Source organism: Stenotrophomonas sp. YJH_SMC_120, assembly GCF_059368675.1.
Genome location: NZ_JCAFRY010000010.1, coordinates 132,658 through 151,282 on the forward strand (window position 1 = coordinate 132,658; position 18,625 = coordinate 151,282).

An 18,625-nucleotide genomic window follows, 5' to 3' on the forward strand; every position below is an offset into this window, starting at 1 on the left:
GCAGGGCGGTTTTGGTATGCTGGGCAACCGGCTGTGCCGGGTGCAACATCCCCCCTCACTACACGATTCCCGCAGATCCATGAGCGAAGCTACCGATACCCCCCCCGTCGACGAAAACAAGTTGATCGCCGAGCGCCGCGAGAAACTCAAAACGCTGCGTGGGCAGGGCATCGCGTACCCGAACGACTTCCGTCGCGAGGACTTCGCCGGCCGCCTGCAGGAAGAATTCGCCGATGCCGAGACCTGGACCGCCGAGGCGCTGGAAGGCAACGGCCGCCAGGTGAAGATGGCCGGCCGCCTGATGGCCAAGCGCATCATGGGCAAGGCCAGCTTCGCCCAGATCCAGGACGAGTCCGGCCGCATCCAGCTGTTCCTGCAGGGCGCGGTGCTGGGCGATGCCTACACGGCCTTCAAGGGCTGGGACGTGGGCGACATCATCGCCGTCGAAGGCGGCCTGACCCGTACCAAGACCGGCGAACTGTCGGTCAAGGCCGAGTCGATCCGCCTGCTGACCAAGTCGCTGCGCCCGCTGCCGGACAAGTGGCACGGCCTGGCCGACGTCGAGCAGCGCTACCGCCAGCGTTACGTCGATCTGATCGTGACCCCGGAATCGCGCGCAGTGTTCATCAAGCGCTCGAAGATCATCCGCGCCATGCGCGCGTGGCTGGACAACCGCGACTTCCTGGAAGTCGAGACGCCGATGATGCATTACATCCCCGGCGGCGCGGCGGCCAAGCCGTTCACCACGCATCACAACGCGCTGGACCTGGACCTGTACCTGCGCGTGGCGCCGGAGCTGTACCTCAAGCGCCTGACCGTGGGTGGCCTGGAGCGTGTGTACGAGATCAACCGCAACTTCCGCAATGAAGGCGTCAGCACCCGCCACAATCCGGAATTCACCATGATGGAACTGTACGAGGCCTATGCCACGTACAACGAAATCATGGACCTGACCGAGGGTGTGATCCGTGATGTGGCCAAGGCCGTGAACGGTGGCACCGAAGTGGAATGGGACGGCGCGAAGATCGACCTGGGTCCGGCGTTCCGCCGCTGGCGCATGGATGAGGCGGTGCGCCACCACAACCCGGAAATCTCGGCCGCTGATTGCACTGACCGCGATGCGCTGCTGCGCCATTGCGAGCGCTTGAACATCCGCGTCAAGCCGTCCTACGGCTGGGGCAAGCTGTTGCTGGAGATCTTCGAGGCCACGGTCGAGCACACCCTGATCCAGCCGACCTTCATCACCGACCATCCGGTCGAGGTCTCGCCGCTGGCCCGTGCCAATGACAACGACCCGGGCTACACGGATCGCTTCGAGCTGTTCGTCAACGGCAAGGAGCTGGCCAACGGCTTCTCCGAACTGAACGACCCGGAAGACCAGGCCCAGCGCTTCCAGGCCCAGGTGGCCGCGAAGGAGGGTGGCGACGACGAGGCGATGCACTACGACGCCGACTACATCCGTGCGCTGGAGTACGGCATGGCCCCGACCGGCGGCCTCGGCATCGGCGTTGATCGCCTGGTGATGCTGCTGACCGGCAGCAGCTCGATCCGTGACGTGCTGCTGTTCCCGTACATGCGTCCGGAGCAGTAAGTCGTCTTTTTGACTCCCGTTTGTGCGCGCCGTCGCGAAATGAGACGGCGCGATTGACGCCTTCCGCGCTCGGCGTATCGTTAATGCACTACCTTGACGTCTGTTATGGCTTGATCGGCGCCAGGGGGAGTGCGCATTGTGGAGAGTCCGCTTCACAATGTGATGACGATCATGAACCGGGATGCATGACACGGGAGTCGGGCCGATGCAGGGTGCGAGCGTTCGCAGCAGCAGGGTATCCTCGCCTGCTGATGATCCAGCATGGTCGAGAAACCAGGCGGAGTACGCGTTGAACATCGTCATTGTTGACGACCAGACGTCCGCGCGGACGATGCTGCGTCACGTTATCGAAGACATCGCGCCGGAACTGAGCGTGTATGACTTCGGTGATCCGCTGACCGCATTGGCCTGGTGCGAGGCGCACCCGGTCGACCTGCTGCTGCTCGATTACCGCATGCCGGAGATGGACGGGCTGGAGTTCGCCCGTCGATTCCGTCGCCTGCCCAAGCACCGCGATATCCCGGTGATCCTGATCACCGTGGTCGGCGACGAGCCGATCCGCCAGGCGGCGCTGGAAGCAGGGGTCATCGACTTCCTGGTCAAGCCGATCCGTCCGCGCGAACTGCGCGCGCGCTGCTACAACCTGCTGCAGCTGCGCCAGCAGACCGAGAACGTGAAGCAACGTGCGTTGTCGCTGGAGCAGCGCCTGCTGGCCAGCATGCACGAGGTCGAGGAACGCGAACGCGAGACCCTGTCGCGATTGGCCCGGGCGATCGAGTTCCGTGATGCCGGCACCAGCGCCTATCTCGAACGCATGGCGCGCGTTGCGGGGCTGATCGCCGAGCAGCTTGGCCTGCCCGAAGACGACGTGCGCCTGATCGAGATGGCGGCACCGCTGCATGACATGGGCAAGATCGCCATTCCCGACGCGGTGCTGCTCAAGCAGGGCAAGCTCAATGACGAGGAGCTGGCGATCATGCGCCGGCACCCACGCATCGGCCACGAGCTGCTCAGTGGCAGCCAGAACCGTTTCATCCAGGTGGGCGCGCTCATCGCGCTGCGCCATCACGAGCGCTATGACGGCAGCGGCTATCCCGACGGCCTGGTCGGCGAAGCGATTCCGCTGGAAGCGCGGATCGTTGCTGTCGCCGACGTCTTCGATGCGCTGATCTCGCCCCGTCCGTACAAGGAAGCATGGACCATGGAAGCCACTCTGGCTTATCTGTACGCCCAGCGTGGGCGACTGTTCGATCCGCGCTGCGTGGATGCGCTGATGCGCGGCCACCAGCAGTTGATGGATATCTGCGCCCAGCACTCGACGGCATCGACGCGACCGGGTGGGTGACATGCAGGACCTGTTCGCACGCGTGAGGCGTCGGCTGGCGCAGCGTCCGGATTCGGAACATGGCCAGGCGATCGTGCGGGGGGTGCTGATCTCGCTGATCCTGGTCTATGTTCTGTTGTCCGGCGCCCGCCTGCACCGGCTGGATCAATACCAGGGCGCGCTGGCTACGGCGTTGACCGGACTGGGCCTGTCGCTGCTGTTGTTCGGCTGGCTGCTGTGGAAGCCGCAGCGCTCGGACCCGCGGCGGGTGGCCGGGATGCTGGCCGATTACGGCCTGATCGCGATCGGCATGATCCAGATGGGTGAGCCGCTGGCGTGGGTGTATGCGGTGGTGATGTGGGTCACGGTGGGCAACGGCCTGCGCTTCGGGCCGCGTTACCTGACCGCTGCCATCGTGCTGGCGATGATCAGTTTCGGCACTACCGTGCTGTTGACTCCCTATTGGCAGGCCAACCTGGGGCTGGCCATTTCCCTGTGGTTGGGGTTACTGGCAGTACCGTTGTGCTGCTCCTCCCTGCTGCGCCGAAGGATGCGACATCCAACCATGGATACGATTCCCGCCGCTGGATCCGACAAGCGCTCGCTGTTGGCCCGCTTCAAGCAGCGCCTGTCCGGGCGCGAGGACAGCGAGCACGCGCAGAACCTGATCCGCATCATCATCACGGCACTGTTCATCAGCTATCTCGGCTGGCGCTCGCTGAGCGGCGGCGGTGAGGCGCTGACGGCGACGTGGCTGATCCTCGCCTTCGAGCTGACCATTTCCGCCGGCCTGCTGACCGCGATCCTGGTCAATCCGGGCGTGTCGCATGTGCGCCGGGTGATCGGCATGCTGACCGACTACACCTGCATGGCCTGGATCATGACCATCCAGGGCGAGCCGGCCGCACCGCTGTATGCGGTGATGCTGTGGGTGACGATCGGCAACGGCATGCGCTACGGCAGCACCTACCTGCGCGTGGCCACGGCCATGGGCTGTCTGGCCTTCCTGTGCACGGTGATGCTGTCGCCGTACTGGCGCGGCCACGATTATCTGGGCTGGGGCCTGTTGCTGGGCCTGGGTGCGATTCCGCTGTACTTCGATTCGCTGCTGCATGCCTTGACCCGGGCGGTGGCCGAGGCGCGGCAGGCCAACGAAGCCAAGAGCCGCTTCCTGGCCAACATGAGCCATGAGTTCCGCACGCCGTTGAACGGGCTGGCCGGCATGACCGAAGTGCTGGCCACCACCCGCCTGGACGACGAACAGCGCGAGTGCCTGAACACCATCCAGGCCTCGACCCGCAGCCTGCTGGCGCTGGTGGAAGAGGTGCTGGACATCTCCGCGATCGAAGCTGGCAAGGTGCGCGTGGAGTGGCACGAGTTCGCGCTGGCCGACGTGCTGCAGGCGATCAACCTGATCCTGACCCCGCAGACCCGCTCCAAATCGCTGGATTATCGCGTGCAGGTGGACGACAACGTACCGCCGCGCCTGTTGGGGGATGCCGGGCATCTGCAGCAGATCCTGCTGAACCTGATGGGCAACGCGGTCAAGTTCACCGACAGTGGCTACGTGCATCTGCGCGTGTCCAGCCCCGATGCGCTGGGCAGCGAGCGGATGCGCCTGCGATTCGAGATCGTCGATACCGGCATCGGCGTGCCGGTGGCGTTGCGCGGACGCCTGTTCAATGCGTTCGAGCAGGGCGATGTCGGCCTGGCCCGTCGCCATGAAGGCACCGGTCTGGGCACCGCCATTGCCAAGGGCCTGGTCGAGTCGATGGGCGGGCAGGTCGGCTATGCGCCGAACAGCCCGCGCGGCAGCGTGTTCTGGGTCGAGATCACGCTGGACGTCGCAGACACCTCATCAGCCCCGGCGGTTCCGTCCGAGGTGGCTGAAGCCGGCAATGTCATCGCGTTTTCCAACCCCTTCCTGCGCCATCGTGCACGGGTGCGGAGCCTGCGGGTTCTGGTCGCCGACGACCACGAGGCCAATCGCATGGTGCTGCAGCGGCTGCTGGAGAAGGCCGGCCACAAGGTCACCTGCGTCAACGGCGGCGCCGAAGTGCTCGATGCGCTGGAGCAGGCCAGTTACGACGCAGCGATCGTCGACCTGCACATGCCCGGCATGAGCGGACTGGATCTGCTCAAGCAGTTGCGGGTGATGCAGGCCAGCGGTATGCCTTACGTTCCGGTCATGGTGCTGAGCGCAGACGTCACCCCCGAGTCCATCCTGCGTTGCGAGCAGGCCGGCGCCCGCGCCTTCCTTGCCAAGCCCGTGGTGGCCACCCGCCTGCTGGAAGTGCTGGCCGATGTCGCCGCCAACACCCGCGCCGAGCCCGGCATCCAGTCGGTGCCTGCATTGCCGGTCGGCGATGGCGTGCTCGATACCGCGGTCCTGGACGAGCTGGCGTCGCTGGGCATGGGCGATGGCTTCGAACGCAAGTTCATCGACCAGTGCCTGGCGGACGTCGACGCGAGCATGGGCCAGCTGCAGGGCTGCGGCGAGCGCCAGGCCTGGGAGGATTTCCGCGAGCACGCCCACGCGCTGCGCGGCGTGGCAAGCAACCTGGGGCTTGTCCAGGTTGCCGCCTCCAGTGGCGAAATCATGCGCATGGCGGACTGGCAGCTGAAGGGTGAATGGAGCTCCCGCCTCGGCAACCTGGCGACCGCTCTGCGCAACGGCAGGAATGCGTTGGCTGCCCGAAGTGCGGGGGCACCGCATCGCGACGACAGCGAGCGCAGCCCGTCCTGACCCGCCAGACGATCAGGCCGGGTCGCCATTGCGTCGGGCCTGCGCCCGTACCAGCCGATCCATGGTGCGCAGGGACTTCTCGCCGAGCTGCATCGCAGTGTCTACCCAGATCTCGGTGATCCGCATCATTTCATGCAGCGGCACCATGGTGGCGATCTCGTTGACCTCACGCATCGCCGCCCAGGCGTGCGGGATGCGTCGGCTTTCCTTGATCACCTGTTCGACTGCGGCAACACCTTCGCCCACCGGCACCACGATGTCGACCAGGCCCATTTCCTTCAGCTGGCTGGCGGTGTAGAGGTTGCCTTCCAGCATGATCTTCTCCGCCAGCCGCGGACTGATCCGCTGGCACAGGAAGGAGTAGGCGCCCATGCCGGGGAACAGGTCGAACAGCACCTCCGGCAGGCCCATCAACACGCCTTCCTCTGCGACGATGGTGTGGCAGCTCAGTGCGGCCTCGAAGCCGCCCCCCAGTGCATTGCCCTGGACCAGGGCGATGCTGTGGGCACGGGTGCCCAGGCCGGCATGGAAGGCATGCACGCCGCGCACGCAGCGCTGGGCATAGTCGAGCAGGCGGGCGCGGTCGCCCTCGCGGATCAGGCGGCAGAACAGTTCGAGATCGCCGCCCAGGTTGAACACGTCGCTGTCCGAGGCAAGTACGACATGGGGTGACAGAGCGTGCGAGGCGCTGAGGCGATCGCCCAGTTCGCGCTGGTAGTCGACGATGTCATCGACCAGGCGCGAGGCGAAGCACGGCCGGCCCGGCTGGTTGACCAGGTTGGCGTGCATATGGATCCAGTAAACATCCCGCTCGGGTTCTTCGGTGATACGCAGGGTAGGGTGCTGCGAGGGACGGGTAATGATGGGGCGTACTGCAGACATGGGAGTTCTCCGTGTGACCGTCCGGCCAACCGCAGAGCGGACGGAGAGGAGTGAGGGGGCGAGCTGAACATGCGGCGGCGACTGATTCTATGCACCCGTCGTGAACCGCCCGCAAGCGCCGGGCCGGACATGTTCCGGCAATAAAAAGACCCCGCCGTCTCCGGCGGGGTCCCCTGTACTGTCGTGTTGCCCGGAAACCCTTACTGGGCGGGCGTATCACGCAGCTCGCGACGGAGAATCTTGCCGACGTTGGTCTTCGGCAGCTCCTTTCGGAATTCTACGATTCTGGGGTGCTTGTAACCGGTCAGGTTGGCCCGGGCATGTTCCTTGACCATTTCCGCGGTCAGGTTCGGGTCCTTCTTCACGATCACGACCTTCACGACCTCGCCGGACTTCTCGTCCGGGACACCGACCGCAGCCACTTCCAACACGCCCGGCATCATCGCGATCACGTCCTCGACTTCATTCGGGTACACGTTGAAGCCGGACACCAGGATCATGTCCTTCTTGCGGTCGACGATGTAGAAGAATCCGTGTTCGTCCATCTTCGCCATGTCGCCGGTGTGCAGCCAGCCGTCGGCGTCGATGGCGGTGGCGGTTTCCTCCGGGCGCTGCCAGTAGCCCTTCATCACCTGCGGGCCCTTGATGCACAGCTCGCCCACTTCGCCCAGCGCCAGGATGTTGCCGTTGTCGTCCTTGATGCAGGCATCGGTGGACGGGATCGGCAGGCCGATGGCGCCGTTGTACTCGGGCAGGGTGAGCGGGTTGATGCAGGCTGCCGGCGAGGTCTCGGTCAGGCCATAGGCTTCGACCAGGGTCACCCCGGTGACCTTCTTCCAGCGTTCGGCCACGGCACGTTGTACCGCCATGCCGCCGCCGAGGGTGAACTTGACCGAAGAAAAGTCGATCTCGTCGAAGCCGGGCGTGTTGAGCAGGCCGTTGAACAGCGTGTTGACGCCGGTGATGGCGGTGAAGCGGGTGCCCTTGAGCTCCTTGACGAAACCCTTCATGTCGCGCGGGTTGGTGATCAGGTGGTTGCAGCCACCGAACTTCATGAAGACCAGGCCGTTCGCGGTCAACGCGAAGATGTGGTACAGCGGCAGGGCCGTGATGATCACTTCCTTGCCCGGCTCGATGCCCGAGGTGGACAGCCACGCCGACGCCTGCTGCATGTTGGCGATCAGGTTGCGGTTGGTCAGCATCGCGCCCTTGGCCACGCCGGTGGTACCGCCGGTGTACTGCAGGAAAGCGATGTCGTCGTGGTCGATCTCGACCTTCGGAAGCGCGTGGCGGCTGCCCAGCTTGAGCGCCTGCCTGAAGCGGACGGCGCCCTTGATGTGGTAGTTGGGCACCATCTTCTTGACGTACTTCAGCACGAAGTTGACGATCGCGCCCTTGGCGCCGAGCAGGTCGCCCAGGCCGGTGGTGACCACGTGCTTGACCGGCGTATCGGCGATGACCTGTTCGACGGTGTCGCCGAAGTTGTCGACCACCACCAGCGCACTGACGCCCGCGTCGACCAGCTGGTGCTTGAGTTCGCGCGCGGTGTACAGCGGGTTGACGTTGACCACGGTCAGTCCGGCGCGCAGCACGCCGAAGGTGGCCACCGGGTACTGCAGGCAGTTGGGCATCATCAGGGCGACGCGGTCACCCTTCTTGAGCTTGAGCTCACCCAGCAGGTAGGCGGCGAACTGGGTGACCAGCGCATCGGTCTCACCGTAGGTGAGCACTTTGCCGAAGCTGGAGTAGGCCGGACGGTCGCGGAATTTCGCGACGGAAGCGTCGAAGACCGAAGCTACCGAATGGAACTCGTTGACGTCGATTTCGGCGGGAACGCCTTTCGGATAGCTCTGCAGCCAGGGACGATCCAGACTCATATTCCCCCTCCAGGAATCGTGATGTATTAGGTTCCGGCCCTGAGCGTAGCGACAATGGCCGTTCATTGCAGCATACCCCGCCGTAGGGAAAACGCGAAGAGGCCCCGAAGGGCCTCTTTGCTTGGTCGTGCCGGCCGCTGGCCGGCATCTGCGCTCGATCGGGATTCCGGTGGATGCCGGCCAGCGGCCGGCACTACCGTGTCGCCAGGCGGGGCGCTTGCGTCAGTCCTGCTTGCGCACCGGTGCACCGTTGGCCTTGTAGTACGGCGCGGTGCTGCGGGCCAGCGGGGTGCGGCCGCGGATCACGTCGGCCAGCTTCTCGGCCATCATGATGGTCGGCGCGTTGAGGTTGCCGGTCACCACCTGCGGCATGATCGAGGCATCGACGATGCGCAGGCCTTCCAGCCCGTGCACGCGGCCCTGGCCGTCGACCACCGCCATCGGGTCATCGGCATGGCCCATCTTGTTCGAGCACGACGGGTGGTAGGCGGTCTCGGCATGTTCGCGGACGAACGCATCGATCTGCGCATCGGTCTGCAGCGCGCTGCCCGGGGAAATCTCGCGGCCGCTGTACGGTGCCAGCGCCGGCTGCGCGAAGATCTCGCGGGTGATGCGGATCGCCGCGCGGAACTCGCGCCAGTCCTGCTCATGCGACATGTAGTTGAAGAGGATGCTCGGATGTTCGCGCGGATCCTTCGAACGCACGTGGATGCGGCCGCGGCTGGGCGAGCGCATCGAACCGACGTGCATCTGGAAGCTGTGCGCCTTGATCGGGTTGGAGCCGTTGTAATTGATCGCCACCGGCAGGAAGTGGTACTGCAGGTTCGGCCAGTCGAATTCGGCGTCGCTGCGGATGAAGCCGCCGGCCTCGAACTGGTTGCTGGCGCCGATGCCGGTGCCCAGGAACAGCCACTCGGCGCCGATGGCCGGCTGGTTGTACAGCTTCAGTGCCGGTGCCAGCGAGACCGGCTTCTTGCACTCGTACTGCAGGTACATCTCCAGGTGGTCCTGCAGGTTGGCGCCGACGCCCGGCAGGTGGTGCACCAGGTCGATGTCCAGGCTGCGCAGCAGGTCGGCCGGGCCGACGCCCGAACGCTGCAGGATCTGCGGCGAGGCGATGGCGCCGCCACACAGCAGCACTTCGCGGCGCGCGGTGGCACGCTGCGGCTGGTCGTTGTGCAGCCACTGCACGCCCACCGCACGCTTGCCCGAGAACAGGATGCGGTCGGTAAGCGCGTGGGTGACGATGGTCAGGTTCGGGCGCGGCTTGGCCAGGTCCAGGTAACCACGGGCGGTGCTGGAGCGACGGCCCTTCGGGGTCACCGTGCGGTCCATCGGGCCGAAGCCTTCCTGCTGGTAGCCGTTGAGGTCGTCGGTGCGCGGGTAGCCGGCCTGCACGCCGGCTTCGACCATCGCAGCGAACAGCTCGTTGTTGCCGGCCTTCGGCGTGGTCACCCGCAGCGGGCCGTCGCCACCGTGGTAGTCATTGGGGCCGATGTCGCGGGTTTCCGCCTTGCGGAAGTACGGCAGGCAGTCCAGGTAGGTCCAGTCTTCCAGGCCCGGCATGCTGGCCCAGTTGTCGTAATCCATCGCGTTGCCGCGGATGTAGCACATGCCGTTGATCAGCGACGAGCCGCCCAGGCCCTTGCCGCGGCCGCAGTCCATGCGGCGGTTGTTCATGAAGGGCTCGGGATCGGTCTTGTACGCCCAGTTGTAGCGCTTGCCCTGCAGCGGGAAGGCCAGTGCCGCCGGCATCTGGGTACGGAAGTCGAGCCGGTAGTCCGGGCCACCGGCTTCCAGCAGCAGCACGCTGACATCGGCATCTTCGGTGAGGCGGGTAGCCAGCACGTTGCCGGCCGAACCGGCGCCGATGATGATGTAGTCGTACTCGTTGTGGGTGCTCATGGGTGTCTCCTGCAGGCCGGGGCGCGCTGCATGCAGGCGTCCCGGCGGAATGTCGGATCGGCGCGGTGGCCGGACGAGGGTGCGCGCTCGGGGCGCGCCGGTCAGAACACGCTGGCGTAGTCGCCCAGTTCCACCTGCACCGACTTGATGCGGGTGTAGTGGCCGAGGGTGGAGATGCCGTTCTCGCGGCCGACGCCGGATTCCTTGTAGCCACCGACCGGCATTTCGGCCGGCGACTCACCCCACGTATTGATCCAGCAGATGCCGGCTTCCAGGCGGTGGATGATGCGGTGGGCGCGGCTGATGTCCTTGCTGACCACGCCGGCGGCCAGACCGAAGGTGGTGTCGTTGGCGCGACGCACCACTTCGTCTTCGTCGTCGTAGGCGAGGATGCTCATCACCGGCCCGAAGATCTCTTCCTTGACGATGGTCATGTCATCGCGGCAGTCGGAGAACACGGTCGGCAGAACGTAGGCGCCATTGGCCAGCGCGCCTTCGGTGGCACGGCCACCGCCGGTCAGCAGGCGGGCGCCTTCGGCCTTGCCGCTTTCGATGTAGCGCAGCACGTTTTCCATGTGCGGGAAGCTGGTCAGCGGGCCGAAGTTGGTCTCAGCGGCCATCGGGTCGCCGATGCGGATGCGCTTGACGCGCTCGACAACGGCGGCCTCGAATGCGGCGAGCATGCTGCGCGGCACGAACACGCGGGTGCCGTTGGTGCAGACCTGGCCGGAGCTGAAGAAGTTGGCCATCACCGCGATGTCGGCGGCGCGGTCCAGGTCGGCGTCATCGCAGATCACCAGCGGCGACTTGCCGCCCAGCTCCATGGTCACTTCCTTCAGCGAGGAGGACGCGGCGCTGGCCATGACCTTCTTGCCGGTGGCGACGCCGCCGGTGAAGGAAATCTTCTCGATCACCGGGTGCTCGGTCAGCCACTGGCCGATCTCGCGGCCCGGGCCCTGCACGACGTTGAACACGCCGGCCGGCACGCCGGCTTCGGTGTAGATCTCGGCCAGCCGGATCGCGGTCAGCGGGGTCACTTCCGAAGGCTTGAACACCATCGCGTTGCCGGCGGCCAGCGCCGGGGCCGACTTCCACATGGCGATCTGGATCGGGTAGTTCCAGGCGCCGATGCCGGCGACCACGCCCAGCGGCTCGCGACGGGTGTAGAAGAAGCTCGATTCGCGCAGCGGCAGCTGGATGCCCTCGATGGCGGTGGCCAGGCCAGCGTAGTACTCGACCACGTCGGCGCCGGTGACGATGTCCACGGTGGTGGTTTCGGCCAGCGCCTTGCCGGTGTCCAGGGTTTCCAGGTGGGCCAGTTCGTCGTTGCGCTCACGCAGGATCTCGACGGCGCGGCGCAGGATGCGCGAGCGCTCCATCGCGGTCATCGCGGCCCACACCTTCTGGCCTTCGGACGCGCTCTGCACGGCACGCTCGACGTCGGCCTGGCTGGCAACCTGCACTTCGGCGATCACCTCACCGGTGGCCGGGTTGACGGTCTTGAAGGTCTTGCCGCTGGTGGCATCGACGCGCTGGCCGTGGATGTAGAGCTGTTGGACGGGCAGGGTGGTCATGGGGCGTACTCCTTGGAAGGGGGCGGGTGCTGAAGCGCTTATAGCGCGACAGCCTGCAACTGGAAGTCGATGTAGCCGTAAGCGATGCGCCGGGACTTCTCGGCGTTGAACTGGCCGCCGACCAGGCTGCCGCGCAGCCACAGGCCATCGATCATCGCGGCCAGCCCGCGGGCGGCCAGGCGGGCCTGCGGGTGGGGCAGCAGGCGGTTGAACTGGTGGCACAGGTTGGAGAACAGGCGCTGGTCGTTGGCGCGCTGCAGCCGGGCCAGTTCCGGCTGGTGCATGCTCGCGGCCCAGAAGGTGAGCCAGACGCGCATCGCGGTGCCGTTGATCTGGCTGTCGTCGAAGTTGCCGTCGACGATGGCGCGCAGCTGCTCGCGCGGGTCGTCGCTGGCGTCGGCGCGGTAGCGGGCGACCGCGTCCTTCAGCTCGCGCAGGATCTGCCGCATTGCAGCATTGAGCAGGCCGTCCTTGTCGCCGAAGTAGTGGGCGACGATGCCGCTGGACAGCCCTGCCTTCTTCGCGATGGTGGCGACGGTCGCATCGGCCATGCCGATCTCGTCGATGGTCTGGAAAGTGGCCCGGATCAGCTGTTCGCGCCGTACCGGTTCCACGCCTTTCTTCGGCATTGTCTCTCCACGGATTGCGACCCGAAGGATCGGGCTGCCCGCCATTATGCTTTTTATTGATTGAACGTTCAATCAATAAACCCTAGGATGCGCTCGCGCCCCACGCCATGGGCCCGGTTTACCGGTCCGGCCCCGCCCATGTGCTCCCTCGGACTTGATGAGACGACCCCATGTCTTCCCTGGCTCATCCCAAGCGTTCGCCCCTGCGCTTGAACCGTTTTGTCTTCTTCAGCTCCTCGGTGTCGATCGGCATCCTCGGGCTGCTCACCGTTCTCTATCCCGAAGGCAGCGAGCACTGGCTGCAATGGGCGCAGGCCGAGGTGTCGGCCGCGTTCGGCTGGTGGTACATGCTGCTGATCGTGCTGTGCCTGGGCTTCGTGCTGTGGCTGGCGTTCTCGCCGTATGGCCGCATCCGCCTGGGTCACAACGAGGAATCGCCGGCCTTCGGCTACGTCGCCTGGGTCTCGATGCTGTTCTCGGCCGGCATCGGCATCGCGCTGCTGTACTACGGCGCCTACGAGCCGCTGGACCACTTTCTGCATCCGCCCGGGCAACCCGGCGGCACCGTGGCCGCCGGCCGCGAGGCGATGGTGCTGACCTTCCTGCACTGGGGCCTGCACGGCTGGGCGCTGTATGCGCTGGTCGGCGTGGCACTGGGCTATTTCGCCTACCGCCGTGACCTGCCGCTGGCGCTGCGCTCGGCGCTGTACCCGATCTTCGGTGAGCGCATCCATGGCCGCATCGGCGACATGGTCGATGGCTTCGGCATCCTCGCCACGCTGATCTCGATGGTCACCAACCTCGGCATCGGCGCGCTGGTGGTGCAGTCCGGCCTGGTCTACCTGTTCCACATCCCGGATACGCCGCAGGTGCTGGTGGCGATCGTGCTGGTGATGATGGTGGTGGCCACCATCGGCGTGGTCGCCGGAGTGGAGAAGGGCATTGCCTGGTTGTCCAACCTCAACGTGCGCCTGCTGTGCGGCCTGCTGCTGTTCGTGCTGGTCACCGGCCCGACCCTGCACCTGTTCGATGGCCTGATCCAGAACACCGGCGATTACCTCGGTGCGTTCGTGCGCAAGAGTTTCGACATGTACCTCAACGACCCGAAGGGCCGTGAGTGGATGGGCTCGTGGACGCTGTTCTACTGGGCCTGGTGGATCGCCTGGGCGCCGTTCGTCGGCCTTTTCGTGGCACGCATCTCGCGCGGCCGCACCATCCGCGAAGTGATCATGGGCGTGCTGCTGATCCCGCTCGGCTTTACCCTGGCGTGGCTGTCGATCTTCGGCAACACCGCCATCGACCTGGTGCTCAACCATGGCCAGGCGATCCTGGGTGACGTGGCCCAGCACGATGCGGCGATGACGCTGTTCAAGCTGCTGGAATACCTGCCCGCCGCGCCGTACGTGGCCGGTGCCGCGGTGGTGATCGGCTTCGTGCTGTTCCTGACCCCGGTCGATTCGGGCACGCTGATGATCGCCAACCTGTGTACCCGTCGCGTTGACGATGGGGTGGAAGACGGTCATGACGCGCCGATCTGGCTGCGCGTGTTCTGGGCCGTCGGCATCACCGTGGCCAGCGTCGGGCTGCTGCTGGCCGGCAATTTCAGCGCAATGCAGACGGCGGTGGTGCTGTGCGGCCTGCCGTTCTCGTTCACCCTGGCGTTCTACATGTGGGGCCTGCTGAAGGCGCTGCGCACCGACCCGGACGCGCCGCGCCGGTGATCGCGCACCTGGCGCCCATCGCGGTGCCGCCGGAGTTGCGGTAGAGCCAGGGCATGCCTGGCTGCAGAGAAACAGGAAGGGCCGGATCCGCGAGGATCCGGCCCTTTTGTTGGGTAGTCGACTAGCCGTCGACTCTACCGAGAGCGGAACGTTACTTGCTGGCCAACTGGCGCAGCACGTACTGCAGCAGGCCACCATGACGGAAGTACTCGACTTCCTTCGGGGTCAGCAGCATCACCGACACCTCGAAGGTCTTCTTCGTGCCATCGGCCTTGGTCGCGGTGACCGTGGCGCGCTTGCTGGCGCCATCCTGCAGGCCGGTGATGTCGATCACTTCCGAGCCGTCCAGGCCCAGGCTCTGCGCGTTCTCGCCGTTGCGGAACTGCAGCGGCAGCACGCCCATGCCGACCAGGTTGGAGCGGTGGATGCGCTCGAAGCTTTCGGCGATGACCGCCTTCACCCCCAGCAGCAGGGTGCCCTTGGCAGCCCAGTCACGCGACGAGCCGGTACCGTATTCCTTGCCGGCCAGCACCACCAGAGGCACCTTGTCGGCCTTGTACTTCATGGCCGCATCGTAGATCGCCAGCTTTTCCGGCTGGCCGCCACCGGCCGGGTAGTACAGGGTGTTGCCGCCTTCCTCGCCACCGAACATCAGGTTCTTGATGCGGATGTTGGCGAAGGTGCCGCGGACCATCACGTCATCGTTGCCGCGGCGGCTGCCGTAGCTGTTGAAGTCGGCCGGCTGCACGCCGCGCTCCTGCAGGAAGCGGCCTGCCGGCGAGTCCTTCTTGATGTTGCCGGCCGGGGAGATGTGGTCGGTGGTGATCGAATCGCCGAACAGGCCCATCACGCGCGCGCCGTGCACGTCGTCGATGCTGCCGGTCTGCATGGTCATGCCATCGAAGTACGGCGGGTTCTTGATGTAGGTGGAGGCATCGCTCCACGCGTACAGGTTGCCGTCCGGCGAGGCGATGGTGTTCCAGCGGGTATCACCCTTGAACACATCCGCGTAGTTCTGCTTGAACATCTCCGGGCCGATGGTGGCGGCGATGACGTCACCGATTTCCTTGTTGCTCGGCCAGATGTCGCGCAGGAACACCGGCTGGCCATCGCTGCCGGTTCCCAGCGGCTGGGTGGTCAGGTCGATGTCGGTGGTGCCGGCGATGGCGTAGGCCACCACCAGCGGCGGGCTGGCCAGGTAGTTCATCTTCACTTCGGGGTGCACGCGGCCCTCGAAGTTGCGATTGCCCGACAGCACCGAGGTGACCACCAGGTCGCCGGTGGCGATGCCGGCGCTGACTTCGGTCGGCAGCGGGCCGGAGTTGCCGATGCAGGTGGTGCAGCCGTAGCCGACCACGTAGAAGCCGATCTTTTCCAGCTCCTTCAGTACGCCGGCCTTTTCCAGGTAATCGGTGACCACCCGCGAGCCCGGCCCGAGCGAGGTCTTCACCCACGGCTGGCGGTTCAGGCCCTTGGCGGCCGCATTGCGGGCCAGCAGGCCGGCGCCGATCATCACCGCCGGGTTGGAGGTGTTGGTGCACGAAGTGATGGCAGCGATGACGACCGCACCGTCCTTCAGGCGGACCTTGCGGCCTTCGATCTCGATGTCGGCGAAGCCCTTGGCCAGCTGCTCGTTGCCGACCGCGGCGCCGCCGCCTTCGTTGACGAACGAGGAGACGTCGTCGCTGCGCTTGTCACGGTTGGCGGTCATGCCGACCAGGGCTTCACGGTAGTTCTTCTGCACGTCTTCCAGCAGCACGCGGTCCTGCGGGCGCTTCGGACCGGCCAGCGACGGCTTCACCGTGCCCATGTCCAGTTCCAGCGTGGTGCTGTACTGGGCGTGCGGGCTGCCCGGCTCGTGCCACAGGCCCTGCGCCTTGGCGTAGGCCTCGACCAGGTTGATCTGCTCTTCGCTGCGGCCGGACAGGCGCAGGTAGTTCAGCGACTCGGCGTCGATCGGGAAGATGCCACAGGTGGCGCCGTATTCCGGGGCCATGTTGCCGATGGTGGCGCGGTCGGCCAGCGGCAGGTGCTGCAGGCCGTCACCGTAGAACTCGACGAACTTGCCGACCACGCCCAGCTTGCGCAGCATCTGGGTGACGGTCAGCACCAGGTCGGTGGCGGTGGCACCCTCGGGCAGCTTGCCGGTCAGCTTGAAGCCGACCACCTGCGGGATCAGCATCGACGATGGCTGGCCGAGCATGGCGGCCTCCGCTTCGATGCCGCCCACGCCCCAGCCCAGCACGCCGATGCCGTTGATCATGGTGGTGTGGCTATCGGTGCCGAACACGGTATCGGGGTAGGCCACGGCCTTGCCATCCTTGTCCGCGGTCATCACCACGCGGGCCAGGTTTTCCAGGTTCACCTGGTGGACGATGCCGGTGTTCGGCGGCACCACCTTGAAGTTGTCGAAGGCCTTCTGGCCCCAGCGCAGGAAGCCGTAGCGTTCCTGGTTGCGCTGGAATTCGATCTTGCCGTTGAGGTCCAGTGCGTCCGGCTTGCCGAACACATCGACCTGCACCGAGTGGTCGATGACCAGTTCGGAGGGAATCTGCGGGTTGATCTGCTCCGGCGAGCCGCCGAGCTTGACCACCGCATCGCGCATCGCGGCCAGGTCGACCACACAGGGCACGCCGGTGAAGTCCTGCAGGACCACGCGCGCCGGCATGAAGGCGATCTCGGTGTCCGGTTCTGCCGCCGGATTCCAGCGGGCCACGGCTTCGATGTGGTCCGTGCCGACGGTGATGCCGCCGTCCTCGTGCCGGAGCAGGTTCTCCAGCAGGATCTTCATCGAGTAGGGCAGGTGGGAGATATCGAAGCGCTGGCCCAGCGTGGGCAGGCTGAAGTAGTCGTAGGTCTTGCCGCCGACGTTCAGCTGGCTGCGGGTGGAGAACGAATCGCTCATGCGGGGTAACTCCTTCTTGCGGATGGCTTGCTCTGGCCCGTGCGTGCAAGGGCCTGCTTGCGGTCGCCGGTGGCATTCCGGCCCCGGATCCTGCCCAGTATCGGCGATCCAGCGCCCGGCAATGACCCGGCTGGCTTGGAACGCAAGGTTACAGCGGTGTGTGTAGCCTTCGTGTCAGCGCGTGCGGTCGTCGCCCGCTGGCCCGAACGCAGACGGGACGCCCATGGGCGTCCCGTCCGGAAGTGCGTGTCGAGCAGGACTTACTTGCCGTTGGCGGCATCCAGCAGCGGATTGCCGGTCTTGCCAACAGCGTTGCTCTTGGACTTGGCCGTCAGCACACCCTGCTTGTTGAATTCCAGGACGGTCGCTTCCTGGATGTTCTTGCCGAAGGTCTTGATCTTCACGTAGTCGTAGTACCAGACCTGGGTGTCGCCCAGCTGTTCGCGGCGGCCGGGTGCGCCGAACTTCTCACGGACCTGGTCCTGGCTGGTCTTGCCGACTTCCAGGGTGTCCATCTGCTGTTGGGTGATCTCGACGCCGGTGGTGTAGGCGCCGAACGGATTGGCGTGGGCTGCCGTCGTCGAAAGGGCCAGCGGGGCAGCCAGCATCAGGGCAAGGGTCAAGGCGCGCATGGAACATCCTTTTATGGCGGGTAGGTGCGGGCGGCACGCGGTGCGTCCAGCCCGGGGCCGCAGCAGGTCGCTGCGGAGCCAGTCTAACCCCCGGATGCGACCAGCGCAGGATCGCGGTCACGGATTGGCCGGGTTTGTTCCAGATACTGCGAGTATGTATAATTCATGCATACTTTTTGAGGCGTACCCCCATGGAAGCCACCGTTGCTGAACGCGGACAGATCACCCTGCCCAAGGCGGTGCGTGATGCCCTCGGCCTGACCAAGGGCACGCTGCTGAAGGTCGAGCTGGACGGCAGCCGCATCATCCTGCGCAAGAGTGTTGACGATGCCATCTCACGGGCGCGCGGCAAGTTCGCGCTGGACGGCTTCGAATCATCCGACGCGGCGGTGCGCGCGGTGCGTGACGAGGAGTAAGCCGTGATGATCGCCGTCGATTCACCGGTGCTGGTCGAGCTGCTCAGCAATGGTCCGCAGGCCGATGCGGTGGAAGCCATCCTGCGGCAGAGCCTGGTCGGCGGCCGCGTGGTGGTCTGTGGCGCGACGTTGGCCGAAGTCTGCGCTTCGCTGCGCGGCGGTGCCGAAGTGCTCGAAGCGCTGGAAGAGATGGGCGTGCATTTCAACCCGATGGAAGCCAAGTCGGCACTGCGCGCCGGCGAGATGCACCGCCGTCATCGCCAGCGCGGCGGCAGCCGCCGCAGCCTGGACGAATTCATGGTCGGCGCCCACGCACTGCTGCAGTGCGACGGCCTGATCACCTGGAACGACACGTTTTACCGCGACTACTTCAAGGGCCTGAAGCTGATCGTGCCGCAAGCCTGAGCCCACTTTGTTATTTCA

The 18,625-nt window shown here is 65.7% G+C and carries 13 protein-coding genes; 6 read left to right on the forward strand and 7 right to left on the reverse strand.

Going from position 1 to position 18,625, the window contains the following annotated elements; genetic code table 11:
• The first annotated feature begins 79 nt into the window (after positions 1-79).
• From lysS to AC5P60_RS13540, 3 genes are all read left to right on the forward strand, one after another.
• On the forward strand, positions 80-1,591 hold the full coding sequence (lysS, locus tag AC5P60_RS13530) for a lysine--tRNA ligase (RefSeq protein ID WP_005409494.1): 1,512 nt from the start codon (positions 80-82) through the stop codon (positions 1,589-1,591).
• Positions 1,592-1,796: 205 nt separating this feature from the next.
• Positions 1,797-2,936 (forward strand): cyclic di-GMP phosphodiesterase response regulator RpfG, encoded by a 1,140-nt coding sequence (rpfG, locus tag AC5P60_RS13535; protein WP_005409495.1) that lies wholly within the window; start codon positions 1,797-1,799, stop codon positions 2,934-2,936.
• A gap of 1 nt (position 2,937) precedes the next feature.
• Positions 2,938-5,661 carry a response regulator gene (locus AC5P60_RS13540; RefSeq protein ID WP_483692730.1) on the forward strand — a complete coding sequence of 908 codons (2,724 nt, stop codon included), beginning with the start codon at positions 2,938-2,940 and terminating at the stop codon, positions 5,659-5,661.
• Between the two features lie 12 nt (positions 5,662-5,673).
• Here the strand turns inward: AC5P60_RS13540 and rpfF are convergent, their stop codons facing one another.
• From rpfF to betI, 5 genes are all read right to left on the reverse strand, one after another.
• A complete protein-coding gene (gene rpfF, locus AC5P60_RS13545) occupies positions 5,674-6,543 on the reverse strand; it encodes a diffusible signal factor synthase RpfF (protein ID WP_012480080.1) in 870 nt (289 codons plus the stop codon).
• 200 nt (positions 6,544-6,743) lie between these two features.
• Positions 6,744-8,420: a long-chain fatty acid--CoA ligase gene (locus tag AC5P60_RS13550; protein ID WP_414498163.1), complete on the reverse strand. Its 1,677-nt coding sequence runs from the start codon at positions 8,418-8,420 to the stop codon at positions 6,744-6,746.
• 222 nt (positions 8,421-8,642) lie between these two features.
• Entirely contained in the window at positions 8,643-10,325 is a 1,683-nt protein-coding gene (gene betA / locus AC5P60_RS13555; RefSeq protein ID WP_005409499.1) for a choline dehydrogenase, read from the reverse strand.
• A 101-nt stretch (positions 10,326-10,426) separates the two neighbouring features.
• Positions 10,427-11,899, reverse strand: coding sequence for a betaine-aldehyde dehydrogenase (gene betB, locus AC5P60_RS13560; protein ID WP_005409500.1), 1,473 nt, complete (start codon positions 11,897-11,899; stop codon positions 10,427-10,429).
• A gap of 38 nt (positions 11,900-11,937) precedes the next feature.
• Positions 11,938-12,528, reverse strand: a complete 591-nt coding sequence (gene betI / locus AC5P60_RS13565) for a transcriptional regulator BetI (RefSeq protein WP_005409501.1) — start codon at positions 12,526-12,528, stop codon at positions 11,938-11,940.
• 170 nt (positions 12,529-12,698) lie between these two features.
• Between betI and AC5P60_RS13570 the strand changes: the two genes are divergently transcribed.
• Positions 12,699-14,249: a BCCT family transporter gene (locus AC5P60_RS13570; protein ID WP_005409502.1), complete on the forward strand. Its 1,551-nt coding sequence runs from the start codon at positions 12,699-12,701 to the stop codon at positions 14,247-14,249.
• Between the two features lie 151 nt (positions 14,250-14,400).
• On the opposite strand, the gene acnA is transcribed toward AC5P60_RS13570, so the two are convergent.
• Both acnA and bamE read right to left on the reverse strand, forming a co-directional pair.
• Positions 14,401-17,154 carry an aconitate hydratase AcnA gene (gene acnA / locus AC5P60_RS13575; protein ID WP_033832964.1) on the reverse strand — a complete coding sequence of 918 codons (2,754 nt, stop codon included), beginning with the start codon at positions 17,152-17,154 and terminating at the stop codon, positions 14,401-14,403.
• A 260-nt stretch (positions 17,155-17,414) separates the two neighbouring features.
• The gene (gene bamE / locus AC5P60_RS13580) at positions 17,415-17,786 is read right to left on the reverse strand and encodes an outer membrane protein assembly factor BamE domain-containing protein (protein ID WP_005409504.1); all 372 of its coding nucleotides are present in this window, start codon (positions 17,784-17,786) and stop codon (positions 17,415-17,417) included.
• 191 nt (positions 17,787-17,977) lie between these two features.
• Here bamE and AC5P60_RS13585 point away from each other — a divergent pair, with 191 nt between their 5' ends.
• Together AC5P60_RS13585 and AC5P60_RS13590 are read left to right on the forward strand one after the other, a co-directional pair.
• Positions 17,978-18,202, forward strand: a complete 225-nt coding sequence (locus AC5P60_RS13585) for an AbrB/MazE/SpoVT family DNA-binding domain-containing protein (protein ID WP_005409505.1) — start codon at positions 17,978-17,980, stop codon at positions 18,200-18,202.
• A gap of 6 nt (positions 18,203-18,208) precedes the next feature.
• Positions 18,209-18,607 carry a type II toxin-antitoxin system VapC family toxin gene (locus AC5P60_RS13590; protein ID WP_005409506.1) on the forward strand — a complete coding sequence of 133 codons (399 nt, stop codon included), beginning with the start codon at positions 18,209-18,211 and terminating at the stop codon, positions 18,605-18,607.
• Positions 18,608-18,625 lie beyond the last annotated feature (18 nt).